Source organism: Variovorax sp. SRS16, from assembly GCF_901827165.1.
In the GTDB taxonomy this organism is placed as follows: domain Bacteria; phylum Pseudomonadota; class Gammaproteobacteria; order Burkholderiales; family Burkholderiaceae_C; genus Variovorax.
On the sequence record NZ_LR594666.1, the window covers coordinates 4,660,263 to 4,682,143 of the forward strand.

Annotated in this window: 18 protein-coding genes; 5 read left to right on the plus strand and 13 right to left on the minus strand. The window is 67.9% G+C overall.

Annotated features, from left to right (window positions below; genetic code table 11):
• Positions 1–19 precede the first annotated feature (19 nt).
• From E5P2_RS22570 to E5P2_RS22595, 6 genes are all read right to left on the minus strand, one after another.
• Complete coding sequence (locus E5P2_RS22570; RefSeq protein ID WP_162569380.1) at positions 20–6,028, minus strand: Hpt domain-containing protein; 6,009 nt, start codon at positions 6,026–6,028, stop codon at positions 20–22.
• 16 nt (positions 6,029–6,044) lie between these two features.
• Positions 6,045–8,138 carry a methyl-accepting chemotaxis protein gene (locus tag E5P2_RS22575; protein WP_443083561.1) on the minus strand — a complete coding sequence of 698 codons (2,094 nt, stop codon included), beginning with the start codon at positions 8,136–8,138 and terminating at the stop codon, positions 6,045–6,047.
• Positions 8,139–8,409: 271 nt separating this feature from the next.
• Complete coding sequence (locus E5P2_RS22580) at positions 8,410–8,943, minus strand: chemotaxis protein CheW (RefSeq protein ID WP_162569382.1); 534 nt, start codon at positions 8,941–8,943, stop codon at positions 8,410–8,412.
• Between the two features lie 13 nt (positions 8,944–8,956).
• Positions 8,957–9,322 (minus strand): response regulator transcription factor, encoded by a 366-nt coding sequence (locus E5P2_RS22585; RefSeq protein ID WP_162569383.1) that lies wholly within the window; start codon positions 9,320–9,322, stop codon positions 8,957–8,959.
• Complete coding sequence (locus tag E5P2_RS22590; protein WP_162569384.1) at positions 9,322–9,720, minus strand: response regulator; 399 nt, start codon at positions 9,718–9,720, stop codon at positions 9,322–9,324. The genes E5P2_RS22585 and E5P2_RS22590 overlap by 1 nt, the downstream gene beginning before the upstream one ends.
• 79 nt (positions 9,721–9,799) lie before the next feature.
• Complete coding sequence (locus E5P2_RS22595) at positions 9,800–9,970, minus strand: rubredoxin (RefSeq protein WP_093109554.1); 171 nt, start codon at positions 9,968–9,970, stop codon at positions 9,800–9,802.
• A gap of 110 nt (positions 9,971–10,080) precedes the next feature.
• Here E5P2_RS22595 and thiD point away from each other — a divergent pair, with 110 nt between their 5' ends.
• From thiD to E5P2_RS22610, 3 genes are all read left to right on the plus strand, one after another.
• Positions 10,081–11,040, plus strand: a complete 960-nt coding sequence (gene thiD, locus E5P2_RS22600) for a bifunctional hydroxymethylpyrimidine kinase/phosphomethylpyrimidine kinase (protein ID WP_162569385.1) — start codon at positions 10,081–10,083, stop codon at positions 11,038–11,040.
• 136 nt (positions 11,041–11,176) lie between these two features.
• Positions 11,177–12,466 (plus strand): glutamate-1-semialdehyde 2,1-aminomutase, encoded by a 1,290-nt coding sequence (gene hemL / locus E5P2_RS22605; RefSeq protein WP_174262690.1) that lies wholly within the window; start codon positions 11,177–11,179, stop codon positions 12,464–12,466.
• 10 nt (positions 12,467–12,476) lie between these two features.
• The gene (locus E5P2_RS22610; protein ID WP_162569386.1) at positions 12,477–12,944 is read left to right on the plus strand and encodes a hypothetical protein; all 468 of its coding nucleotides are present in this window, start codon (positions 12,477–12,479) and stop codon (positions 12,942–12,944) included.
• 17 nt (positions 12,945–12,961) lie between these two features.
• Here E5P2_RS22610 and purH read toward each other — a convergent pair whose 3' ends face one another.
• From purH to dusB, 3 genes are read right to left on the minus strand one after another with little or no spacing between them, the layout of a single operon-like run.
• Entirely contained in the window at positions 12,962–14,545 is a 1,584-nt protein-coding gene (gene purH, locus E5P2_RS22615; protein ID WP_162569387.1) for a bifunctional phosphoribosylaminoimidazolecarboxamide formyltransferase/IMP cyclohydrolase, read from the minus strand.
• A 5-nt stretch (positions 14,546–14,550) separates the two neighbouring features.
• Complete coding sequence (locus E5P2_RS22620; RefSeq protein WP_068683508.1) at positions 14,551–14,787, minus strand: Fis family transcriptional regulator; 237 nt, start codon at positions 14,785–14,787, stop codon at positions 14,551–14,553.
• Positions 14,788–14,818: 31 nt separating this feature from the next.
• A complete protein-coding gene (gene dusB / locus E5P2_RS22625) occupies positions 14,819–15,880 on the minus strand; it encodes a tRNA dihydrouridine synthase DusB (protein WP_162569388.1) in 1,062 nt (353 codons plus the stop codon).
• Between the two features lie 171 nt (positions 15,881–16,051).
• Here dusB and E5P2_RS22630 point away from each other — a divergent pair, with 171 nt between their 5' ends.
• Positions 16,052–16,522 (plus strand): YqaA family protein, encoded by a 471-nt coding sequence (locus E5P2_RS22630; protein WP_162569389.1) that lies wholly within the window; start codon positions 16,052–16,054, stop codon positions 16,520–16,522.
• 13 nt (positions 16,523–16,535) lie between these two features.
• Here E5P2_RS22630 and E5P2_RS22635 read toward each other — a convergent pair whose 3' ends face one another.
• From E5P2_RS22635 to E5P2_RS22650, 4 genes are all read right to left on the minus strand, one after another.
• The gene (locus tag E5P2_RS22635) at positions 16,536–17,210 is read right to left on the minus strand and encodes a glutathione S-transferase (RefSeq protein ID WP_162569390.1); all 675 of its coding nucleotides are present in this window, start codon (positions 17,208–17,210) and stop codon (positions 16,536–16,538) included.
• 293 nt (positions 17,211–17,503) lie between these two features.
• The gene (locus E5P2_RS22640; RefSeq protein WP_162569391.1) at positions 17,504–18,562 is read right to left on the minus strand and encodes a Fic family protein; all 1,059 of its coding nucleotides are present in this window, start codon (positions 18,560–18,562) and stop codon (positions 17,504–17,506) included.
• Positions 18,563–18,624: 62 nt separating this feature from the next.
• Positions 18,625–19,716, minus strand: a complete 1,092-nt coding sequence (ychF, locus tag E5P2_RS22645; protein ID WP_162569392.1) for a redox-regulated ATPase YchF — start codon at positions 19,714–19,716, stop codon at positions 18,625–18,627.
• Between the two features lie 58 nt (positions 19,717–19,774).
• Complete coding sequence (locus E5P2_RS22650; RefSeq protein ID WP_162569393.1) at positions 19,775–20,656, minus strand: MOSC domain-containing protein; 882 nt, start codon at positions 20,654–20,656, stop codon at positions 19,775–19,777.
• A 74-nt stretch (positions 20,657–20,730) separates the two neighbouring features.
• Between E5P2_RS22650 and E5P2_RS22655 the strand changes: the two genes are divergently transcribed.
• Positions 20,731–21,876 (plus strand): FAD-dependent monooxygenase, encoded by a 1,146-nt coding sequence (locus E5P2_RS22655; RefSeq protein WP_162569394.1) that lies wholly within the window; start codon positions 20,731–20,733, stop codon positions 21,874–21,876.
• Positions 21,877–21,881: the final 5 nt, after the last annotated feature.

The following is a 21,881-nucleotide window of genomic DNA, read 5'->3' on the forward strand; positions in this document are numbered from 1 at the left end:
AAGTGGGCAAGCCTGGGGGTCAGCTGAGCATCGCCGGCGCCTCGGCTTTTGCATAGCTGCGCACGAGGCGCAGCAATTCCTCTTCCGAGTAGGGCTTGCCGAGGTAGTGGTTGACGCCCAGGGTGCGCGCATGGTCGCGGTGCTTCTCGGCGATGCGCGAGGTGATCATGATGATCGGCAGGTCGGCCAGCGACGCGTCGGCGCGGATGTTGCGCGCCAGATCGAAGCCGTCCATGCGCGGCATCTCGATGTCGGACAGGACGACGGCCGGACGCTCCTGCTGCAGGCGTTCGAGTGCCTGCAGGCCATCGACCGCCAGCGACACGCGATAGCCCTCGCGCTGCAGCAGGCGTTGCGTGACGCGCCGCACCGTGATCGAGTCGTCCACCACCAGCACCAGCGGAACCTGTGGCGCCAATGGCGCCGCCTTCGGCACATGGCTGGCCGGCGTGCCGTGCGCCGCCCTGTCCTGCGGTCCGCTCGCCGCCTGGAGCGCGAGCGCCCGATCGCCGTGCACCGCTGCCAGCGCCACCGGGTTGTAGATCAGCGCGACCGCACCCGAGGCCAGCACCGAGATGCCCGCCATGCCCGGCAGCCGGGACAGCTGCGGCCCGAGGTTCTTGACCACGACTTCCTGGTTGCCCAGCACTTCGTCCACATGCAGCGCCACGCGCTGCGCGGCACTTCGCACGATGACGACCGTGTTGGCCTTGCCGGTCGGACGCTCGCTGCGCGACGAGGTCTGCAGCAGCGCGCCGGCCCAGTAGAACGGAACCTGCTCGCCGGCGAAGGCATAGCGCCGATGGAGGTAGGCCGATTCGAGATCGGACGCACTCGCGCGCTGGACCAGTTCGACCAGGTTGGACGGCACGCCGATGGAGGTGTCGCCCGTGCGCAGCATGACCACGTGCGTCACCGCCGTGGTCAAGGGCAGCACGAGCTTGAAGATGGTGCCTTGACCGTCGCGGCTGTGGGTCTCGATACGGCCGCCGAGCGCCGCCACGTCGGCGCGCACGACGTCCATGCCGATGCCGCGGCCGGCCAGTTCGGACACCTGTGTTGCGGTCGAGAAGCCGGGCTGGAAGATCAGTTCGGCCGCTTCCTCGGGCGAAAGCTTGCGCCCTTCGGTGACCAGGCCGAGCGACAGCGCCCGCGCCGCAATGCGTTCGTAGTTGAGCCCGGCGCCGTCGTCGCGGAAGCTGACCGAGACGTCGTTGCCCTCGTGGTGCAGCTCGATCACGATCAGGCCGTTCGGATCCTTGCCGGCCTTCTCGCGCACCGCCGCGTCCTCGATGCCATGGGCGACGCCATTGCGCAGCAGATGTTCGAAGGCGGGCGTCATGCGGTCCAGCACGCCGCGGTCCATTTCGATCGAGCCGCCGGTGATGTCGAGGCGCACCTGCTTGCCGGTGTCCTTCGAGGCCTGGCGCACCACGCGGTAGAGCCGTTCCGAGATGCCCTCGAATTCGACCATGCGCGTGCGCAGCAGCCCACGCTGGAGTTCGCGCGTCTGGCGCGCCTGCGCGCTCAGGTCGTCTTCCGTCGCCTGCACCGTCTTCTGCAGCGTGCGCTGCACGGTCGCCACGTCGTTGACCGACTCGGCCATCATGCGCGTGAGTTCCTGCACGCGCGTGAAGCGGTCGAACTCGAGCGGGTCGAAGCCCTGCTGCGAATCCTTGGCCTGCGCGAGGCGCGATTGCATCTGGCTTTCGGCCTGGACCTCGATGTCGCGCAGTTGCTGGCGCAGACGGTCCAGGTTGCCGGTCAGATCGCCGAGCGAGGCGCGCAGCTGGCCCAGTTCGGCCTCGAGCCGCGAGCGCGTGATGATCACCTCGCCGACCTGCGTCACGAGGCGGTCGAGCAAGTGGGTGCGGATGCGCACCGCCTGGCTCGACATCGCGCGCAACGGCGCCAGCGCGGAAGGCGAAGGCATCGCGATCGCGGCGCGCGCGACGGCCGATGCCTCGTCGGGGGTGGCGGGCTCTTCGGCGCCGGCCATCGATGCGACGGCATCAGGCGTCGGTGCGGCCACCTCGGGCAACGGCGGCGCCGCAGCGGCGGCGCGCTGCGCCTGTTCCGCCTGGGCCGCGCCGTCCGCCTCGCGCAGGGCATCGAACGTTGCCTGCAAGGCATCGAAACGACCCAGCAGATGTTCGATCGATGCCCGGTCGACGTTGTCGGCGCCCAGGGCCTCGATCTCGGACTCCATGCGGTGCGCGCGCTCGCCCAGGCGCATCGCGCCGGCCAGACGGGCGCTGCCCTTGAGCGTGTGCAGCGTGCGCAGCGTCGCGGCGCGCGGCGCGCTGCCTTCGGGATGCTGCGACCATTCGCGCAAGGCGGCACCGAGCCGGGGCAGCAGTTCGGCGGCCTCTTCCTCGAAGATCGGAAACAGGTCGACGTCGACCGCATCGGCCAGGTCGATCGCGTCCTCGGAGTCGTCGAGGGCCACGTCGGCCATCGCGTCGCGCGACAGCGGCGGCGGTGCGGATGCCGCGCCGAAGCGCTCGACGGGCATCGGCGAGGCCGCCACATCGCGCAGCGCCTGCAGCGTCTCTTCGGCCGGCTCCTTGAGGAAGCCGGCGGCAAACTGATGCAGCAGGCGCCGCAATTCGCCGGCCGCCGCGACCAGCACCGCGCCCTGTTCGGGCGTGCCGCGGCCTTGCATGTGCAGATGCTGCAGCGCCGCCTCGAACAGGCGCGCCATGCCCGACAGCCCCTGGAAGCCGACGGTGGCGGAACTGCCGGCCAGCGAATGGGCCAGGCCGACGGTCGAGTCGGACACGCGCTGGTGCGACTCGAGCGCCCATTCGCCGACCTCGCTGGCCAGTTGGCGCGACCACTCGTCGGCTTCGTTGAGGTAGACGTTGTAGAGCGCGATGCCGATGCGCAAGGGCCCGATCACCTTGACCTGCTCTTCGGCACTCGGCGCGGCCGGGCGCTCGGCGATCTCTTCGTGCTGCGATGCGACGGCAGCGGGTTCGGGTGCCGGGTGCGCGTCGGCGACGAGGGGTTCGATCACCGGCGCAGCGGCCGCGGGCGCGGGTTGCGGCGTCAGCTCCGGCTCCGGCACGACCTCGGGAAGCGGAGCGTGTTCGAGCACGACCGCCGGCGCCGGCGCGATCTCGGGTTCCGGCTCGTGCTCCGGCGTCGTCGCCGGCTCTTCGGCGGTGAATATGACCGGCCGGCTCGGCGCGGCAGGCGCCAACGCCGGCTCGATCGATGAATGGGCGGTCTCGAGGAAATCGATCTCTTCGAGGAAAGCCGGCGGCAGCGGCTCTTCCGGCCGCGGCACCGGCTTGCCGTCGAAGTCGAGGAAATCGCTAGACGCGAAATCATTGTCGGACTCGGGGGCCGTGCCCTGGCTGGGCGTCGGCGCGGACTCGGCGTGGACGGGTTCGTGCAGGTCCGGCCAATCCGAGGGCTCTTCGGCGGGCACAGGCGCCGGCGCGGGCGACCGGGCTTCGACCGGCGCTTCGGAGACGGCAGGCGTCAGCTCGAGATCGGGCAGCTCCGGCAGCAGAGGCACCGCAGGCATTTCGAGCGGCGCCGGCTCGCTGGCCCTGGCCTCGGCAGCAATGTGGCGCGCGGCCGCAACCAGTGCATCGGCATCGGCGACGCGCGCGGGCGCGGCGATCGGCTCGCCTGCGCGCAGGGCTTCCGCCATGCTGCAAAAGGGCGCGGACTGCCAGCCGTGCGGCTCGTTGGAAGCCACGGCTTCGACCCACTTCGCAAAATCCACCAGCGCCTTGCGCGTGCCCGCCAGCAGCTCCGGCGTGGCGGGGCGCTGGTCGGCGAGCCAGATGTTGAGCACCTGCTCGAAGGACCAGGCCGCTTCGCCGAAATCCATCAGCCCGACCATGCGCGAGCTGCCCTTGAGCGTGTGGAACGCGCGGCGCAGCACGGTCAGCTCGCCGTTGTCGTCCGGCCGCGTGCCGAGCGCCGCCACCGCGGCCAGGCCGTTGTGCAGCACTTCGCGCGCCTCGTCGAGGAAGATGTTCTGCAGGTCGTCTTCTTCGAGCTCCGTGACCTCGGTGTAGGGCAGCGGCTCCAGCGGCGCGGGGCCGGTGATCTTCGCGGTCCAGCTGGCGGTCGCGCGGCTGAATTCCTCGATCGGCGAGACGGGCGCCTTGCGGCTCGGCGCGGCGAGCGCCGCCAGCTTGGCCGCGATCTGCGCATCGACCTCCTCGACGCTCAGCACGGTATCGCTCGCCGCCACGGTGCCGGAGCCCGATGCGAACGCAACGGCCGCGCCGGCTTCGGGCGCGCCGCTCTCGCCGCCCTGGCGGCCCATCAGCGGCTTGAGCTCGCCGGTGTCGGCATCGAACACGAACAGGCGCTTGGCCAGTGCGGGCTGATAGCTCAGCATGTCGATCAGGAAACCGAGCGCGCCGAGGTTGTTGCCGAGCGAGTCGAAGGCAGCGGTTTCATCGGCCGGGGCCTCTTCGGCCTGCAGGCGGTCGATGTCGTCGCGCATGTGCTGCACGGTCTGCGCCGCCTGGTCGAGGCCGAGCACCGAGAACACGCCGCGCATCTGCAGCAACTGGCTCGGCACGGCCTGCAGCAGGTTCTTCTGCGTCGGCCGGCGAAAGAACTGGTCGAGCGATTTCTCGAGTTCGCTCAGGTGGCTGCGCAATTCGCCGACCACGGTGCCCATCGTCTGGCGATCGCTCACGCGGCGGTAGAGCTCTTCCATCCAGGGCTCGAGCGGCTCGGAATGGCCGCCTCCGCGTGCGCGCTCGATGCGGCCGGCGAGCTGCACGGTGCGGGCCGTCAACTGGCGGTCGTGGGGGTCGAGATCCTCGAAGGCAGCCTCGAGATAGAGCACCGAGGTCGCGACTTCCATCGCGAGTTCGGTCGCCGGCGGCTGGCCGGAGCGCAGCGACGCATCGACGGCCTTGTTCAGCGCCTGCACCATCGGCGCACTCGCCGGATGCAGCTTCTGCAGCGATTCGCCGAGCTGGGCGAAAGTGTCGGCGACCTGCCGCGTGCGCGCCACGTCGCCGCCCGACAGCGCGGACCACATTTCCTTCGCGGACTCGATGCGCTTGCGCGCCTGTGCGAGCACCAGCGGATCGAAGCGGCCGAACTGCTCGATCGTGTAGTCGACGCTCTGCTCGTTGGCCACGCCCCAGGCGACGCGCACCGCGCGCAGGGTGGCGGCCTCGTCGCGCGGACCCGGCACGGCCTGCGCGCAGAAGAACAGCAGATCCTGGCCCAGGCGGTCCGAGACGGTGTTGTCGCCGCGCGCCAGCGTGGCGTACTGCAGCAGCACGCGCGATCCCGCGCGCTTCACGTGCGCGTCGGCGGGAATGAGCGCCAGCGCCAGGGCTTCGAAGAAGCCTGCCGCCAGGGTCCAGAAGCTGGCGACCCGCGGCGCCGAGGCGCCGCGGCCGAGGCCCAGGCACAGCGCATGCAGCCGCCGGGCCGCATGATCGTCGCCGCTCTTGACGACCTTGAGCACCTCGCGGTCCAGCTTGGAGCGGACCGCCGGATCGTAGACCAGTGCCGTTTGCGTCGGCGCCGGTTTGATCTCGACCCAGCGCCACGGCATGCTCCAGAGATCGGCCGGGTGGACGCGCTCGTTGCCGACCAGTTCGAGGACCTCGCGGTACTGCGGGAACAGGGCGACGGACGATACGACCTTGCCGGCCAGCAGCGCGTTCAGGAAGTCGGTGACGGCGAAGCCGGCCCGATCGATCTTCTGGACGGCGGCCTCGGTGCAGCGAAGCGGTTCGGTGATGAAGTTCTGGACCGCGAACTCCATCGCGCCCAGCACCATCGCGGGTGCCGCGTGGCCCACCATCTGCAGCGCGCCGACGGCCTGGTGCAACTGCTGCCGCGCCATGCGCAGCGGCGTGAGATCGACCTCCGCAGCGCTGCTGCCTTCGCGGGCGAAGCGCCGCAGCGATTTGCCGACCCCGTCGAGCGACTTCTGGATTTCTCCGAGAACCCAGGCCAGCGGGCCGAGATCTTCGGTCGGCGGTGAGTGGCCGGCGGCGGGAGCGGTGGCGGGGCTTTGGATCGACACGTTCGGCGCTCGGCGTTCAGGCGATCTTGAAGCGCGACACCGATTGGCGCAGTTCCTCGGCCATGTGCGAGAGCTCGCGCACCTGCTGCGCGGTGGTGCGCGTGCCGTCGCCGGTCTGCTCGGTGACGGCGAAGATGTGCTGGATGTTGGCCGCCACCACGTTGGCCGAGTCGGCTTCGCGCGACGCGGATTGGGAGATCTGCTCGATCAGCTCGGCCAGCCGGCGCGACACGCGGTCGATCTCGGACAGCGCCGTGCCCGCGTTGTCGGACAGCTTGGCCCCTTCGACCACACCCTGGGTGGAGCGCTCCATGGCACCGACCGCATCCTGCGTGTCGGTCTGAATGGCCTTCACGAGCGCCGAGATCTGGCGCGTGGCATCGGCCGACCGTTCGGCCAGCCGCTGCACTTCTTCCGCCACCACCGAGAAGCCCCGGCCGGCTTCACCGGCGGAGGCGGCCTGGATGGCGGCGTTGAGCGCCAGCACGTTGGTCTGTTCGGTGATGTCCGAGATCAGCTCGGTGATTTCACCGATCTCCTGCGACGATTCGCCCAGGCGCTTGATGCGCTTGGAGGTTTCCTGGATCTGGTCGCGGATCGAGTTCATGCCGCCGATCGCGTTCTGCACCGCCTGCAAACCGGACGAAGCAGCCTGCAGCGACTGACGCGCCACCGTGGCCGATTCCTGCGCCTGCGAGGACACGCCGTTGATTCGCTCGGCCATCGTCAGCACCGACTGGCCCGTCTCGCGGATTTCGCGCAGCTGTTCGGTCGACGCGGCCAGCAGTTCGGTGGAGGTGCTTTCGACCTGCGAGGTGGTCTGCGCCACCCGGGTCGCCGTGTTCTGCACGTTGCCCACCAGGAGGCGCAGTTCTTCCACCGTGTAGTTCACCGAGTCGGCGATGGCGCCGGTGATGTCCTCGGTCACCGTGGCTTCCTGGGTCAGGTCGCCTTCGGCCACGGTCTGCAGTTCGTTCATGAGCCGCAGAATCGCGGCCTGGTTGGCCGCGTTGATGCGGCTGGCGTCGTCGCTCGCGCGCTCGGCCTCGATCCGCTCGTGTTCGGCCGCGAGCGCGCGTTCGCGGCCTTCGCGGACCTGCACGTAGCCGATGGCGCCGGCCAGCGCCAGCGCGGCCAGCGACAGCACGAACAGCATCACCACCGTGCCGGCGCCGAGACCGGTGCGCGCCGAGAGCTTGTCCTGCAGGTCGCCCAGCGCCAGGCGCAGCGGCTCGCTGTCGGCCAGGATCGCTGCCTGCGCTTCGCGCGCCGCCACGAGGCCCTGCAGATTGCCCAGAATCGCGCCGGCCTGCGTGCGCGTCTGTTCGTAGGTCTTGAGGATGGCTTCGAGCTGCTGGCGCGTTTGCGGATCGCGCGAGCCGGGCAGCCGCTGCTGGGTGCTGCCATCGAGCAGGCCGCGGGTGACTTCCTGGAAGGTGTTGAGGTCCTTGCCGAGCAGGAACACCGCATCGGGGCTCACGCCTTCGACCGTGAGGAACTCGTTGGCCGATTTGCCGATGCGCTGCGTCAGCATCACCAACTGGCCTGCCGCGGAGATTTCCGGCAGGGTGGCGTTCTGCTGCATCTTCAACGAGGCCACGGTCTGGGTCATTTCGAGCAGGTCGGAGGACTGGCGATTGATGTCGCGCAGCGCGCTGCCGACCTGCGTCAGGATCTGCTGCTGCGCGAGCACCGCCTTGGCGCTCTTGTCGGCACGTTCGACCAGCGGCGTGATCTTGCTCATCTCGGCGTCGTAGTCGCCTAGGCGTTCGAGCTTGAGCGACTCGTCGCCGTTCGCCAGGCCCTGCACGCGCCGCGTCAGGTCGCTGGCACTGTCCTTGACCTCGGCGAACGCGGGCACATTGCCCACCAATGCCTGCGACACCGACTTGGCCAGACGCTGCGACTGCATGAGCGACTGGCCGGTCGCGGCCACCTGCTGCGCAAGGCGTTCGGCACGCAGGATCGCGGAACCGGCGACGAGCAACAGCAGCAGCACGACGGCAGCCAGCACCAGTGCGAGCACGCGCTGCTGGCGCGCCGGATTCGAGCGCGGCGCGGGCGCCGTGCTGGCGGCATTCGGCGGCACGGCACCATGCGCCTGCGCCATCGGCGGCTCGGCAGCGACCGGATCCGCAGCAGGTTCGGCCGCGACCGTTTCGGCGTTCAGCACGGTGGACACGGGCGCCGGGTCTCTCGGGATGTGCACAGTTTTTTCCTCCGCCGATTGCACGGTTTCGACATTGTCCAGCGAGAGCGCTCCGGTGCTGTCGACGCGCAGGGTTGCGCTGTCGTCGCCCAGGGGCAGGAATTTCTTGAACTTGTCGGCGATCGAGCTCACGGTCGGTCCTTCAGGTAATGGTCGGTGTCCAGCGATCCGCTCAGGCGCCGATACTCAGGAACTGGGATTGCTGCGAAAGTGCCTGCAGGTTGATTTCCTGCCAGCGCGCTCCCGCCGCATCGGTGTACGAATGCCCGAGCCAGACCGGCGCGTCGGCGTCCGGGGCGTGCGAAGCGATGAAGGCCTCCACGCTGCGCAAACCGACCAGCCGATCGATCAGCAATGCGCAGTTGACTTCGAGCAGTTCGTTGAGCGCGACCAGCCGTGACTGCGAGCGTGCGGCCTCGCTCGCCGCCGTGGCCGATGCCGCGCCGGAAGCGAAGGTCGACAGCTCGACCACGCCGTACAGCCCGCCGCGCAGATTGGCGACGCCGAGGAACCATGGCTCGGTGTAGGGCACGGTCTGGGGCGGCGTCCAGGGAAAGATCTCGCCCGCATGCCCGAGCGGGAACAGGTACTTCGCATCGCCCGCCTCGACGGCGAGCCACGATGCGGCGACCCCGGACGTGCGCGCCGCCTGCAGGCGGCTGGCAAGCCGGGACTGGAAAGCGCGGAGGGCGTCGCGGTTGGCCATGGACGGCGCGCCCTCAGGCGAGCGCTTTGATCTTCGCCATCAGCTCGGTCGCATTGACCGGTTTGACGATGTAGTCGCGCGCACCCTGCCGCATGCCCCAGACCCGATCGGTCTCCTGGTTCTTGCTGGTGCACATGATGATCGGCACCGCCGCGTACTGCGGATTGCGTGCGATCGAGCGCGTGAGCTGGAAGCCGTTCTGTCCCGGCATCACGACATCCATCAGGATGAGGTCGGGCTGCTCTTCCTCGAGGCGACGCATCGCATCGTCGGCGTTCTCGGCGGTCTTGACCGAGAAACCGTTCTTCTGGAGCAGATCGGTGAGGAAAACCAGTTCCGTCTTGGAATCGTCGACCACGAGCACTTTATGAATCGGCATTACTGCGCTTTCTGCTGAACGATGCCGAACTGCTGCACGGCATTCAGCAGTTGGTCTTTGGTGAAGGGTTTGGTGAGATAGTCCTGCGAGCCGACCATGCGGCCGCGCGCCTTGTCGAACACGCCGTCCTTGGACGACAGCATAACGACAGGGACATTGGAAAAATGGGAATTGCGCTTGATGATCGCGCAGGTCTGGTAGCCGTCGAGGCGCGGCATCAGGATGTCACAGAAAATGAGGTGCGGCTTGTGGTCGTTGACCTTGGACAAGGCGTCGAAGCCGTCCTCGGCCAGCAGGACTTCATGGCCACCTTGCTTGAGGAAGATTTCGGCGCTGCGCCGAATCGTGTTGCTGTCGTCGATGACCAGCACCTTGTATCCGGATCCATTCGCGCTCATTCGCACCGCTCCTCGTGTGACACCTTGTCGACCGCTGTGCCCTTTCAAGGACGCAGGAAGCGCGGCCCTATGCCATGCTTCAGATCTCTACCATTTCGAAGTCTTCTTTGCGCGCCCCGCATTCGGGACACGTCCAGTTCATCGGAACGTCCGCCCACGCCGTGCCCGGCGCAATACCATCTTCCGGTACCCCGACCGCCTCGTCATAGATCCACCCGCAAATCAGGCACATCCAGGTTTTCGTATTCATCGCAGCTTAAAGTCCCTGTTCATAGAATGCAACGATCGTATCCAGACGTATCACCCAAACCCGTGACAAGCGTCTCAGATATGCCACCATCGGCTGAGCTCTGAAGTCATATGACAACTTATCCATTACCACCAGAGCACAACCGCAAAGTGAGCGATCTTACCGACCCCCCGAACGACGAAGTCGAGGCCGAGAGCGATTCGAATCCGCCCTGCGTGCTCGTCTTCAATGCGAGCGACCCGAGCGGTGCCGGCGGCCTTGGCGGCGACGCTCTGGCGATGGCCTCCGTGGGCGCGCACATGCTGCCGGTCGTGACCGGCGCGTATGCGCGCGACACGGCGGAGATCTTCGACCACTTCGCCTTCGACGAAGAGGCCGTCGCCGAGCAGGCGCGCACGATTCTCGAGGACGTGGAGGTGCAGCTCATCAAGGTCGGCTTCGTGGGCTCGCCGGAAAATCTCAGCACGGTGGCCGAGACCGCCACCGACTATCCGGAAGTGCCCGTCGTCGCCTACATGCCCAACCTCTCGTGGTGGGAAGACAACCAGATCGAGGCGTACCTCGACGCCTTCCGCGAGCTGGTGCTGCCGCAGACCACGGTGCTGGTGGGCAATCACAGCACGCTGTGGCGCTGGCTGCTGCCCGACTGGAGCGGCGAGCGCCCGCCGGGTGCGCGCGACATCGCCAAGGCGGCCGGCGAGTTCGGCGTGCCCTACACCCTCGTCACCGGGCTGATGCTGCCCGACCAGTTCATCGACAACGTGCTCGCATCGCCGCAATCGGTGCTCGCGAGCGAAAAGTACGAGCGACTCGACGCCATCTTCGCCGGCGCGGGCGACACGCTGTCGGGCGCGCTCGCGGCACTGCTGGCCAGCGGCACCGATCTCGTCGCGGCCACGAGCGAAGCGTTGAGCTACATGGACCGCTGCCTGGATGCCGGCTTCCGGCCGGGCATGGGCCATGTGCTGCCCGACCGCCTGTTCTGGGCCCAGCCGGAGGACGACGAAGACGACGACGAACCCGCATCTCCGACCGACTTCGCGCTGCCGCCGCACGACACGAGGCATTGACTCGCCCCCAGGCTTCGCGCACTTCGTGTCGCTTCGCCTTCCCCCTGACCGGGGGCAACACCGGCGGCTCGGCCGAGCCGGTTCCGCGGTGTTTCACGAACAGGCCTTGTTTCGCCGGCCGCTGTAATCTCACACCATGATGTCGAACACTGATCCCAATTCCATTCTCTTCGAGCGCGCGCGCGCGGTGATTCCCGGTGGCGTGAACTCGCCGGTGCGCGCCTTCAAGGCCGTTGGCGGCACGCCGCGTTTCGTGAAGCGGGCACAGGGCGCGTACTTCTGGGACGCCGGCGATCGGCGCTACATCGACTACATCGGCTCGTGGGGTCCGATGATCCTGGGCCACGGGCATCCCGCGGTGGTCGAGGCGGTGCAGCGTGCCGTGACCGACGGCTTCTCCTTCGGCGCGCCGACCGAGCGCGAGATCGAACTCGCCGAGGCCATCCTCGCACTGATGCCGTCGATGGAGATGGTGCGGCTCGTGAGCTCCGGCACGGAGGCCGCGATGAGCGCCCTGCGCCTGGCGCGCGGCGCCACCGGCCGCAAGTACATCATCAAGTTCGAAGGCTGCTACCACGGCCATGCGGACGCGCTGCTGGTCAAGGCCGGCTCGGGCCTCGCGACCTTCGGCCATCCGACCTCGGCCGGCGTGCCGCCGGAAGTCGTGCAGCACACGCTCGTGCTCGAGTACAACAACATCGCACAGCTGGAAGAAGCCTTCGCGCTGCATGGCCACGAGATCGCCTGCCTGATGATCGAGGCCATCGCCGGCAACATGAACTTCGTGCGGGCAAGCGCCGCCTTCGCCAGGCGCTGCCGCGAGCTCTGCACGCAGCATGGCGCGCTGCTGGTGTTCGACGAAGTCATGACCGGCTTTCGCGTCGGGCTGCAAGGTGCCCAGGGCGTGCTCGGCATCACGCCCGATCTCACGGTGCTCGGCAAGGTGATCGGCGGCGGCATGCCGCTGGCCGCCTTCGGCGGACCGCGCGCGATCATGGAACAGCTGGCGCCGCTGGGTCCGGTCTATCAGGCCGGCACGCTGTCCGGCAATCCGGTGGCCACGGCCTGCGGCCTCGCGACGCTGAAGGAAGTGGCCCGCCCGGGTTTCTTCGATGCACTGTCACGAAAGACGCGTACGCTGGTCGACGGACTGAAGTCGGCCGCTGCCGCCGAAGGCCAGCCGTTTTGCGCCGACAGCGAGGGCGGCATGTTCGGCTTCTTCCTGCTCGACACGCTGCCGCAGAACTACACCACCGTCATGACCACCGACAACGCGAAGTTCAACCAGCTCTTCCACGGCCTGCTGGACCGTGGCATCTACATCGCACCGGCCCTCTACGAAGCCGGCTTCGTGAGCGCGGCACACAGCGACGAGGACATCGCCGCCACGATCGAAGCCGCGCGCCAGATCTTCGCGCTGCGCTGACTGACCGGTCATGAAGCTTCGACAGCTGCTGCCATGGTTCGGCCTGCTGCCCGGCCTGGCCTTCGCGCAGTTCGATCCCGGTCAGGCCTGGATCAATGCCGGCCTCTATTCCTACCACTTCGACCGCCACCAGGGCCTGGAGGACAGCAACCCCGGCATCGGCATCGAATGGCCGCTCGACTCGACCTATTCGCTGACCGCCGGCGTGTTCCGCAACAGCGACAGGCAGCGATCTCACTACGTCGGGCTCTATGTCATGCCCTTCGAGTTCCACGGCGTGAAGCTGGGCGCGGCGGTCGGCGCCTTCGACGGTTATCCGAAGGCCTTCAACGGCGGCTGGTTCCCGGCGCTGATTCCCACCGCCGCCATCGAAGGCAAGCACTGGGGGCTCAACATCGCCTTCGTGCCCACCATCAAGAACCGCCTCTACGGCGCGCTCAGCTTCCAGCTCAAGTACCGCTTCTCGGCCGGCGAGTGAAGGGCGGCCGCACAGGCTCAGTGCCTGAAGTGCCGCACGCCCGTGAGCACCATCACCACGCCGTGCTCGTCGGCGGCGTCGATCACCTCCTGATCGCGCATCGAACCGCCGGGCTGGATCACGCAGCGCGCGCCGGCTTCGACCAGCACGTCGAGCCCGTCGCGAAACGGGAAGAAGGCATCGCTCGCCGCTGCGCTGTCCTGCAGCGGCAGCCCCGCGTTCTTCGCCTTGATGCTGGCGATGCGTGCCGAATCGACGCGGCTCATCTGCCCCGCGCCGACACCCATCGTCATGCCGTCGGCGCAGAACACGATCGCGTTGCTTTTGACGAACTTCGCGACCTTCCAGGCGAAGAGCAGATCCTCGAGCTGCTGCGGCGTCGGCTGCTTCTTGCTGACCACCTTGAGTTCGCTGCGCGACAGCACGTGGTTGTCGGCGGTCTGCATCAACAGGCCCGAGCCGATGCGCTTCACGTCGACAGCGTTGCGGCCGTTGTCCCAGTCGGTGGCGCCGCCCGGCGGCAATGCGATCTCGAGGATGCGCACATTGGCCTTCTTGCCTTCCTGGAAGACTTCCAGCGCGCCCGGTGCGAATCCCGGCGCCATGAGGACTTCGACGAACTGCTTGCGGACTGCCTCGGCGGTCGCGCGATCCACCGTCCGGTTGAAGGCGATGATGCCGCCGAAGGCCGAGGTCGGATCGGTCTTCAGGGCCTTGCCGTAGGCCTCGGACACATCCTTGCCGATCGCGACGCCGCACGGGTTGGCGTGCTTGACGATCACGCAGGCCGCGGTGTCGAAGCTCTTCACGCATTCCCACGCCGCGTCGGCATCGGCGATGTTGTTGTAGCTGAGTTCCTTGCCTTGCAGTTGCCTGGCCGTCACCAGCGAACCCGGCGCGGGATACAGGTCGCGGTAGAACGCGGCCTGCTGGTGCGGGTTCTCGCCATAGCGCAGATCCTGCAGCTTGACGAAGCGGCCGTTGGCCTGCGCGGGAAACAGCGCATGGCTGCCGTCTTCCTGGATGCGCGAGAGGTAGTCGCTGATCGCGCCGTCGTACTGGCTGATGCGATTGAAGGCCGCGACGGAAAAAGCGAACTTGGTTTTCTGGCTCAGCGCGCCGTCGGCCTGGAGCTCGGCCAGCGCCTGCGGGTACTGCGCCGCATCGGTCAGCACGCCGACATCCTTCCAGTTCTTCGCGGCGCTGCGCACCATGGCCGGGCCGCCGATGTCGATGTTCTCGATCGCGTCCTCGAGCGTGCAGCCGGCCTTGGCCACCGTGGCTTCGAACGGATAGAGATTGACCACCAGCAGATCGATGGTGTCGATGCCATGCGTCTTCAGCGCCGCCATGTGCGCGGGCAGATCGCGCCGCGCCAGCAGGCCGCCGTGCACCTTGGGATGCAGGGTCTTCACGCGGCCGTCGAGCATCTCGGGAAAGCCGGTGTGCTCGGCCACCTCGGTCACCGGCAGGCCGGCGTCGGCCAAGAGCTTCGCGGTGCCGCCGGTCGACAGCAGCCGGATGCCGAGCGCATGCAGCGCCTGGGCGAATTCGAGGATGCCGGTCTTGTCGGAAACGGAGATCAGTGCAGTCAGTGCCATGAGGGTTACTTCAATAATTTATGTTCGACCAGCTTCTTGCGCAGCGTGTTGCGGTTCAAGCCGAGCCATTGCGCGGCCTTGGATTGGTTGCCCTCCGCGCGCGTCATCACGACGTCGAGCAGCGGCTTCTCGACCACCCGCACCAGCATGTCGTACATGCCGTCGGGTTCGGTGCCGCGCAGATCGCGGAAGTAGCTGTCCAGGCTGCTGCGCACGCAGTCCTCGATGTGTTTCTTGCTCATGGCCTTCTTCTTTTTCCTCTTGTCTTTCTTGTCACGCCAGCGCGTCGGCCGCGAAGAGATCGCTCGATTCGGGCACATCGCCGGTGCCGGCCGGCGGGATGCGATCCATGCGCGCCGCGAGCGTATCGAAGAAATCGCCGACCGCGCGCAGTTGCGCATCGCAGTCCTCGATGGCGTTCATCGCGGCGCGGAACGCCTCGCCGCCGGGCAGTGCGCGCACATACCAGCCGATGTGCTTTCGTGCGGTCCGCACGCCGCTGTAGTCGCCATACAGGGCATAGTGCTGCTGCAGGTGATCGAGCATGAGCCGGCGCACTTCCGCCACCAGCGGCGGCGCGAGTTGCGCGCCCGTGGCGAGAAAGTGCGCGATCTCGCGGAAGATCCAGGGCCGCCCCTGCGCGGCGCGGCCGACCATCAGCGCATCGGCGCCGGTCAGGGCGAGCACCTCGCGTGCCTTTTCGGGCGAGCCGATGTCGCCGTTGGCCACCACCGGAATGCGTACCGCGGACTTGACCGCAGCGATGGTGTCGTATTCGGCCTGGCCCTTGTAGCCCTGCTCGCGGGTGCGGCCGTGCACGGTGAGCATCTGCACGCCGGCCTGCTCGAAGCGGCGCGCCAGCGTCACGGCGTTGCGGTGGTCCTCGCTCCAGCCGGTGCGCATCTTGAGCGTGACCGGCACCGCGTGCGGTGCCGCGGCCTGCACCACCGCCTCGACGATCTCGAGCGCCAGCGGCTCGTCGCGCATCAGCGCCGATCCGGCCCACTTGTTGCAGACTTTCTTGGCCGGGCAGCCCATGTTGATGTCGATGATCTGCGCGCCGCGGTCGATGTTGTACTGCGCGGCCTCGGCCATCATGGCCGCATCGGTGCCGGCGATCTGCACCGCGATGGGGCCCGGCTCGCCGTCGTGGTTGGCGCGGCGCGACGTCTTGAGCGTGCCCCAGAGCTCCTTCTTCGACGTGACCATCTCGCTGACCGCGTAGCCCGCGCCGAGTTCGCGGCACAGCATGCGGAAGGGCCGGTCCGTGACGCCCGCCATGGGCGCGACGAACAGGCGGTTCTCCAGCGCGATGGTGCCGATGTGCAGGGTCATGGAGGGAGAGGTGCGCGCGCCGGGCTGCTGAAAAATGAGGCACGATTGTAGCGGTGCCGCGCGCCGGCCGCTGAAACCATTTGCACTTGTGCGGTGGCTTGACAGCCCGCATGCGCGCAGCACCTTCGCCGACGCCGATGGCGCGTGCGCGTTTCCTATACTGGCGCGCACATGCAGGCCTGGTTCGACTCCCTCCTGGCGCTTCTGGCGCTGCCGCAATACGGACTCAGCACGCTGTTCGTGGCCGCTTTCGTCTCCGCCACCCTGGTGCCGATCGGCTCCGAGCCGGCGCTGTTCGGCCTGCTCAAGCTCAACCCGGACCTGTTCTGGCCGGCCCTCGGCGTGGCCACGCTCGGCAACACCCTGGGCGGCGTGGTCGACTGGTGGATGGGCTATGCCGCCCACAAGGTCGCCGACAAGTACGCGCATTCGAAACATCACCTGCGCGTGCTCGGATGGCTGGAGCGGCTCGGCCCGAAGGCCTGCCTGCTGAGCTGGCTGCCGGTCGTCGGCGATCCGCTGTGTGCCGTTGCGGGCTGGCTCAAGCTGGCGTTCTGGCCTTGCGTGATCTACATGGCGATCGGCAAGTTCGCGCGCTACCTCACGATGACGTTGGCGCTGCTCTACCTGTGGCCGCAGTGAAGCGCGCGCGCACTCAGGTCAGCAGGCCGTAGGGCCCGCCGCGTTCGAGCGCCTTCTGGTAGGCGGGCCGGGCATGGATGCGCTCCAGCCACGCCATCAGCTTCGGGCGCTTCGCATCGAGGCCGCCGCGCGCCACGCCGGCCTCGACCGGAAAGCTCATCTGGATGTCCGCGCCGGTGAAGCCATCGCCCGCGAACCATTCGTTCTTGCCCAGTTCGCCTTCCATGAAGTTCAGGTGCTGTCTGATCTGCGGCAGGATGAACGCGCTCTTGGCCTTGCCCGCGATGGCCCTGGCGATCGGCTTGGCGAAGAAGGGCATGCGGGCTTTCTCGATCCGATCGAACATCAGCTTGAGCAGCAGCGGCGGCATGGCCGAGCCTTCGGCGTAGTGCAGCCAGTAGCGATACCGCACGGCATCCGGCGTGCCCGCGATCGGCGCGAGGCGGCCATTGCCGTAGCGCTCGATCAGCGTCTCGACGATGGCACCCGACTCGGCCAGCGCCTGGCCGTCGTCCGTCACCACCACCGGCGACTTGCCCAGCGGGTGCACGGCGCGCAGCGTGGCCGGCGCGAGCATCGTCTTCGGATCGCGCTGGTAGCGAACGATCTCATAAGGCAGCGCCAACTCTTCAAGCAGCCAGAGCACGCGTTGCGAGCGCGAATTGTTGAGATGGTGGACGGTGATCATGGTCGCAGTGGGGATGGTGCGCCGCATCGCGCGGCGGAGTCGACTTGCGTTTCTACACCGTTATGCGTGCCCGATACGCGATCATGCACATCGGCCTACAGTACGACGGCGCACGCACGCAACTGCGCCCTTGCACATTCCTAGCATGACCGGCGGCGGGCGTTCCGGCAGCCGCCATCTCCTGGAATGCGGTCTACAACGCGTGCGGGATGCGGATACGCGACTTTCCGTTGACCTTGGACAAGGTGCTGGCGGGGTTGGACCGGGCGTAGGTCCAGCGCCGTGGGGCACGGCTAACGCAATTCGTACCAGACACCGCGCCCGCTCCCGCGGCGACTCAGGTGACCTTGCCGCACCAACGCCCGGAAATGCTGCTTGAGCGTATGTCGGCTGCCACCGGTCAGCCGAATTGCATCCGCCATCGTCACGCGGCCGTTCTCACGGGCGAACTCGACGGTTCGCAGTGAGAGCTCCGGCAAGGTCGCCAGCACCAGCTTCTCCCGCTCCACCTTGCGTTCGAGGCGCTGCACCTGCTGCGCCAGTGCGCGAAGAAAGAAGACAAGCCACGGTTGCCAGTCGGCGGTGTCGGTCCGAAGCGATCCCTGGGTCTGCCGCAGGGCGAGGTAGTAAGCCTCCTTGCTTTGCTCGATCACGCTCTCCAGCGAGCTGTAAGGCACATAGGCGTAGCCGGCGCGCAGCAGCATCAGGGTCGTGAGCACGCGGCTCAGACGGCCGTTGCCGTCCTGGAAAGGGTGGATCTCGAGGAACACCACCACGCACACGCCGATGACGATCAGCGGATGGAACCGTCCCGTGCCCATCTCTGCGTGGGCCCCATGGAACCATGCGACCAGTTCCTCCATCCGCCTGGGCGTCTCGAAAGGACTCGCCGTCTCGAAAACCACGCCGAGCTGCCGGCCATCCTCGTCGAACGACACTAGGTGGTTGGTGGTCGTCTTGTAGCGGCCGCGATGCCACGCGTCCTTGTCGCTGTAGATCAGCAGGTCGCGATGAAGCTGCTTGATCTGGTTCTCGGTCAAGCCGATGTCCTGCCATGCGGAGAACACCAGTTCCATGACTTCGGCATAGCCGGCCACCTCCTGCTCGTCCCGGGAGGTAAGGGTCTTGAGCTCCAGGTTGGCGAGCAGACCTTCGACCTCGCGATCGCTGAGGCGGCTGCCTTCGATGCGGGTGGACGATCCGATGCTCTCGATGGTTGCAACGCGGCGCAGCGCCGCCAGACGATCCGGTGCCAGCGTGCCGAGCGCACGCCACGCGCCCTTGAATTCATCGATGCCGGCGACGAGCGTGAGGATCTCGGACGTGATGTGGACGGTGCTGGACTTGGCCATCGATGCCAATCGTACGCCCAATTACACCCATTTCCGTGTGGCCCGCAAGCGGCCGCCGAGGCTCAGGAACTGAACAGGAAATTCATCACATCGCCATCCTTGACGACGTACTCCTTGCCCTCGGCCCGCATCTTCCCCGCATCCTTCGCACCCTGCTCGCCCTTGAACGCGACGAAGTCGTTGAAGGCGATGGTCTGCGCGCGGATGTAGCCCTTCTCGAAGTCGGTGTGGATCACGCCCGCGGCCTGCGGGCCGGTGTCGCCGATGTGGATGGTCCAGGCGCGCACTTCCTTCACGCCGGCGGTGAAGTAGGTCTGCAGGCCGAGCAGCGAATAGGCGGCGCGGATCAGGCGGTTGAGGCCGGGCTCGTCCTGCCCGATCTCGGCCAGGAACATCGTGCGGTCCTCGTCGTCCATGTCGGCCAGTTCGGCCTCGATCTTGGCGCAGATGGCGACCACGGGTGCGTTCTGCGCCGCGGCGTATTCGCGCAGGCGGTCGAGGAAGAGGTTGTTCTCGAAGCCGTCTTCCGCGACGTTGCCGACGAACATCGCGGGCTTGGCGGTGATCAGCGAGAACTGCTTGATCAGCGGCCGGTCTTCCTTGCTGAATTCGATCGCGCGCACCGGCTTGTTCTCGTTCAGCGCGGCCTGGCATTTCTCGAGCAGGGCCACCAGCTTGATCGCTTCCTTGTCGCCCGAACGCGCAGTCTTGGTGTGGCGGTGCAGCGCCTTCTCGACCGTCGACAGGTCGGCCAGGCAGAGCTCGGTCTGGATCACCTCGATGTCGGAGATCGGGTCGACCTTGCCGGCCACGTGGATCACGTTGTCGTCCTCGAAGCAGCGCACCACGTTCACGATCGCGTCGGTCTCGCGGATGTGCGCGAGGAACTGGTTGCCCAGGCCTTCGCCCTGGCTGGCGCCGGCCACCAGGCCCGCGATGTCGACGAACTCGACGATGGCCGGCACGATGCGCTCGGGCTTCACGATGTCGGCCAGCTGCGCGAGCCGCGGATCGGGCACCTCGACCACGCCGACATTGGGCTCGATGGTGCAGAACGGATAGTTCTCGGCCGCGATGCCTGCCTTGGTCAACGCGTTGAAGAGGGTGGACTTGCCGACGTTGGGCAGGCCGACGATGCCGCACTGGAGACTCATGGCGGGTGCTTTCAGGGATGCTGGGGGGAACCGGGCATTTTAGGCGTGTGGCTCATGCTCACTCAAAGCGGAGGTTGGCGCCGACGGGCTGGCCCACGCGCAGCGCATGCTCCACGCCCTGCAGCACGATCGCATTCATGCCGAAGGTGATCGCACCGTCCACGCGCGGATCGGCGCGGTAGGTGCGCAGCATGTCGCCGACCTCGGGCGTACTCAGTGCGGTGGCCGGGTCGATGTCGGGCATCGGGCAGCGCGCGCAGGGCTTGACCGGACGCAGCGTGGCCTCGCCTTCCGCGGTGCTGATGTGCAGCGTCTCGACGCGGTCCTCGTCGTGCGCCTCGATGCCCGCGAGCACCACGTTGGGCCGGAAGCGCTCGATGCCGACCGCGCCGTGGCCGGCCGCAGCCAGTTTCGCGTTGAGTTCGGCCATCGATCCTTCGCTGGCCACCAGGATCGGGAAACCGTCGGCGAACTGGTTCGGCGCCTCGACCTCGCCGGTCCATTGGCGGCTCGACAGGCGCTGCTGCTCGGGATCGAAGCGCACCATGCGCAGCTGGCGCGGGCGGCCGGGCTCCGAGAGAAAGTCGCTGAACCATTGCGCCGCGATGTCGCCCATGTCGTAGGCCTTCACATGGTCCTTCCACACGCGCACGCGCACCGGCTTCTCGACGCGGTCGAAAGCCACGTGCAGCGCCAGCATGCCCGGCGCGCGCAGCACCATCTCGTAGTGCTTGAGCTGCGGCCGGATCAGCACCATGCGCGGCAGCTCGCGCTGGGTGACGAATTCGCCGTCGGCATCGACCACCATCCAGGCGCGGTCGAACTCCAGGCCGGTTTCGATCAGGAGCGCCTCGTCCAGCTCGACGCCGGCACAGGACTTGACCGGGTAGACGAACAGGCGCGCGATGGTGGCTTGGAGGTCGAAGGCGGGAGCATTCACGGGGAGTTCCTTTGGCTGGAACAGGGATTCTCCCGCACCCGGCCGGCGCGCGAGGCAACTCCTACAATGCCGCGATGGCCCTTCCCCCCGAGGTTTGCATTCGCGGCGCCGGCATCGTCGGCCGCGCACTGGCGCTCTTGCTGGCGCGCGAAAGAGTGCGCGTGGCGCTGGTCGCGCCGGCCGCCGCGCCCGCCGCGCAGGACGTGCGTGCCTACGCCCTCAACGCGGCATCGAAGAACCTGCTCGAATCGCTGCGCGCATGGCCCGACGCCACCCATGCCACGCCGGTGCGCGAAATGCAGGTGCATGGCGACGAAGGCGGCCGCGTGCAGTTCAGCGCAGCGCGCCAGAAGGTCGAGGCACTGGCCTGGATCGTCGACGTGCCGGCGCTCGAGCAGCAGTTGAGCGATGCGGTGCGCTTCCAGCCGCGCATCGAGGTCGTCGCCGACCCCGTGCCCGCGGCGCTGACCGTGGTCTGCGAAGGCCGCGCGAGCGCCACCCGCGAGGGGCTCGGCGTGCGCTACGAGATCACCCGCTATCCGCAGCACGCGATCGCGGCGCGGCTCGAGGCCGAGCGGCCGCACGACGGCATCGCGCGCCAATGGTTCGACGAGCGCGGCGAGGTGCTGGCGCTGCTGCCGCTGGGCGATGCGGGCGGCGTGTCGGACCGGCACGGTGCCTTCGACCGTTCGCTGGCGCTGGTCTGGTCGGTCGACCAGCTGCGCGCGCCAGAGCTGCTGGCCCAGAGCGCCGACGAATTCGGCGCCAGCCTGCGCGCCGCCAGCCACGATGCGCTGGGCGCGCTCACGCTGACCAGCGAACGCGCCGCGTGGCCCCTGCAACGCGCGATCGCCGAGCGCTGGACCGGCCAGTTCGCCGACGGCCGCAGCTGGGCGCTGGCCGGCGACGCGGCGCACACGGTGCATCCGCTGGCGGGCCAGGGCCTCAACCTCGGGCTGGCCGACGTGGCCGCGCTGTCGAACATCATCAAGGACCGGGACTACTGGCGCAGCGTGGGCGACGCCCGGCTGCTGCGCCGCTACGAACGCGCTCGCCGCACCGACGTGCTGTCGATGAGCCTGGCCACCGACGGCCTGCAGCAGCTCTTCGCCCACAGCGCCGACCCGCTGCCGGCGCTGCGCAACTGGGGCATGCGCGGCTTCGACCGGACACGGCTCGTCAAGCACTGGATCGCGCGCCAGGCCATGGGCCTGCAATGACTTCC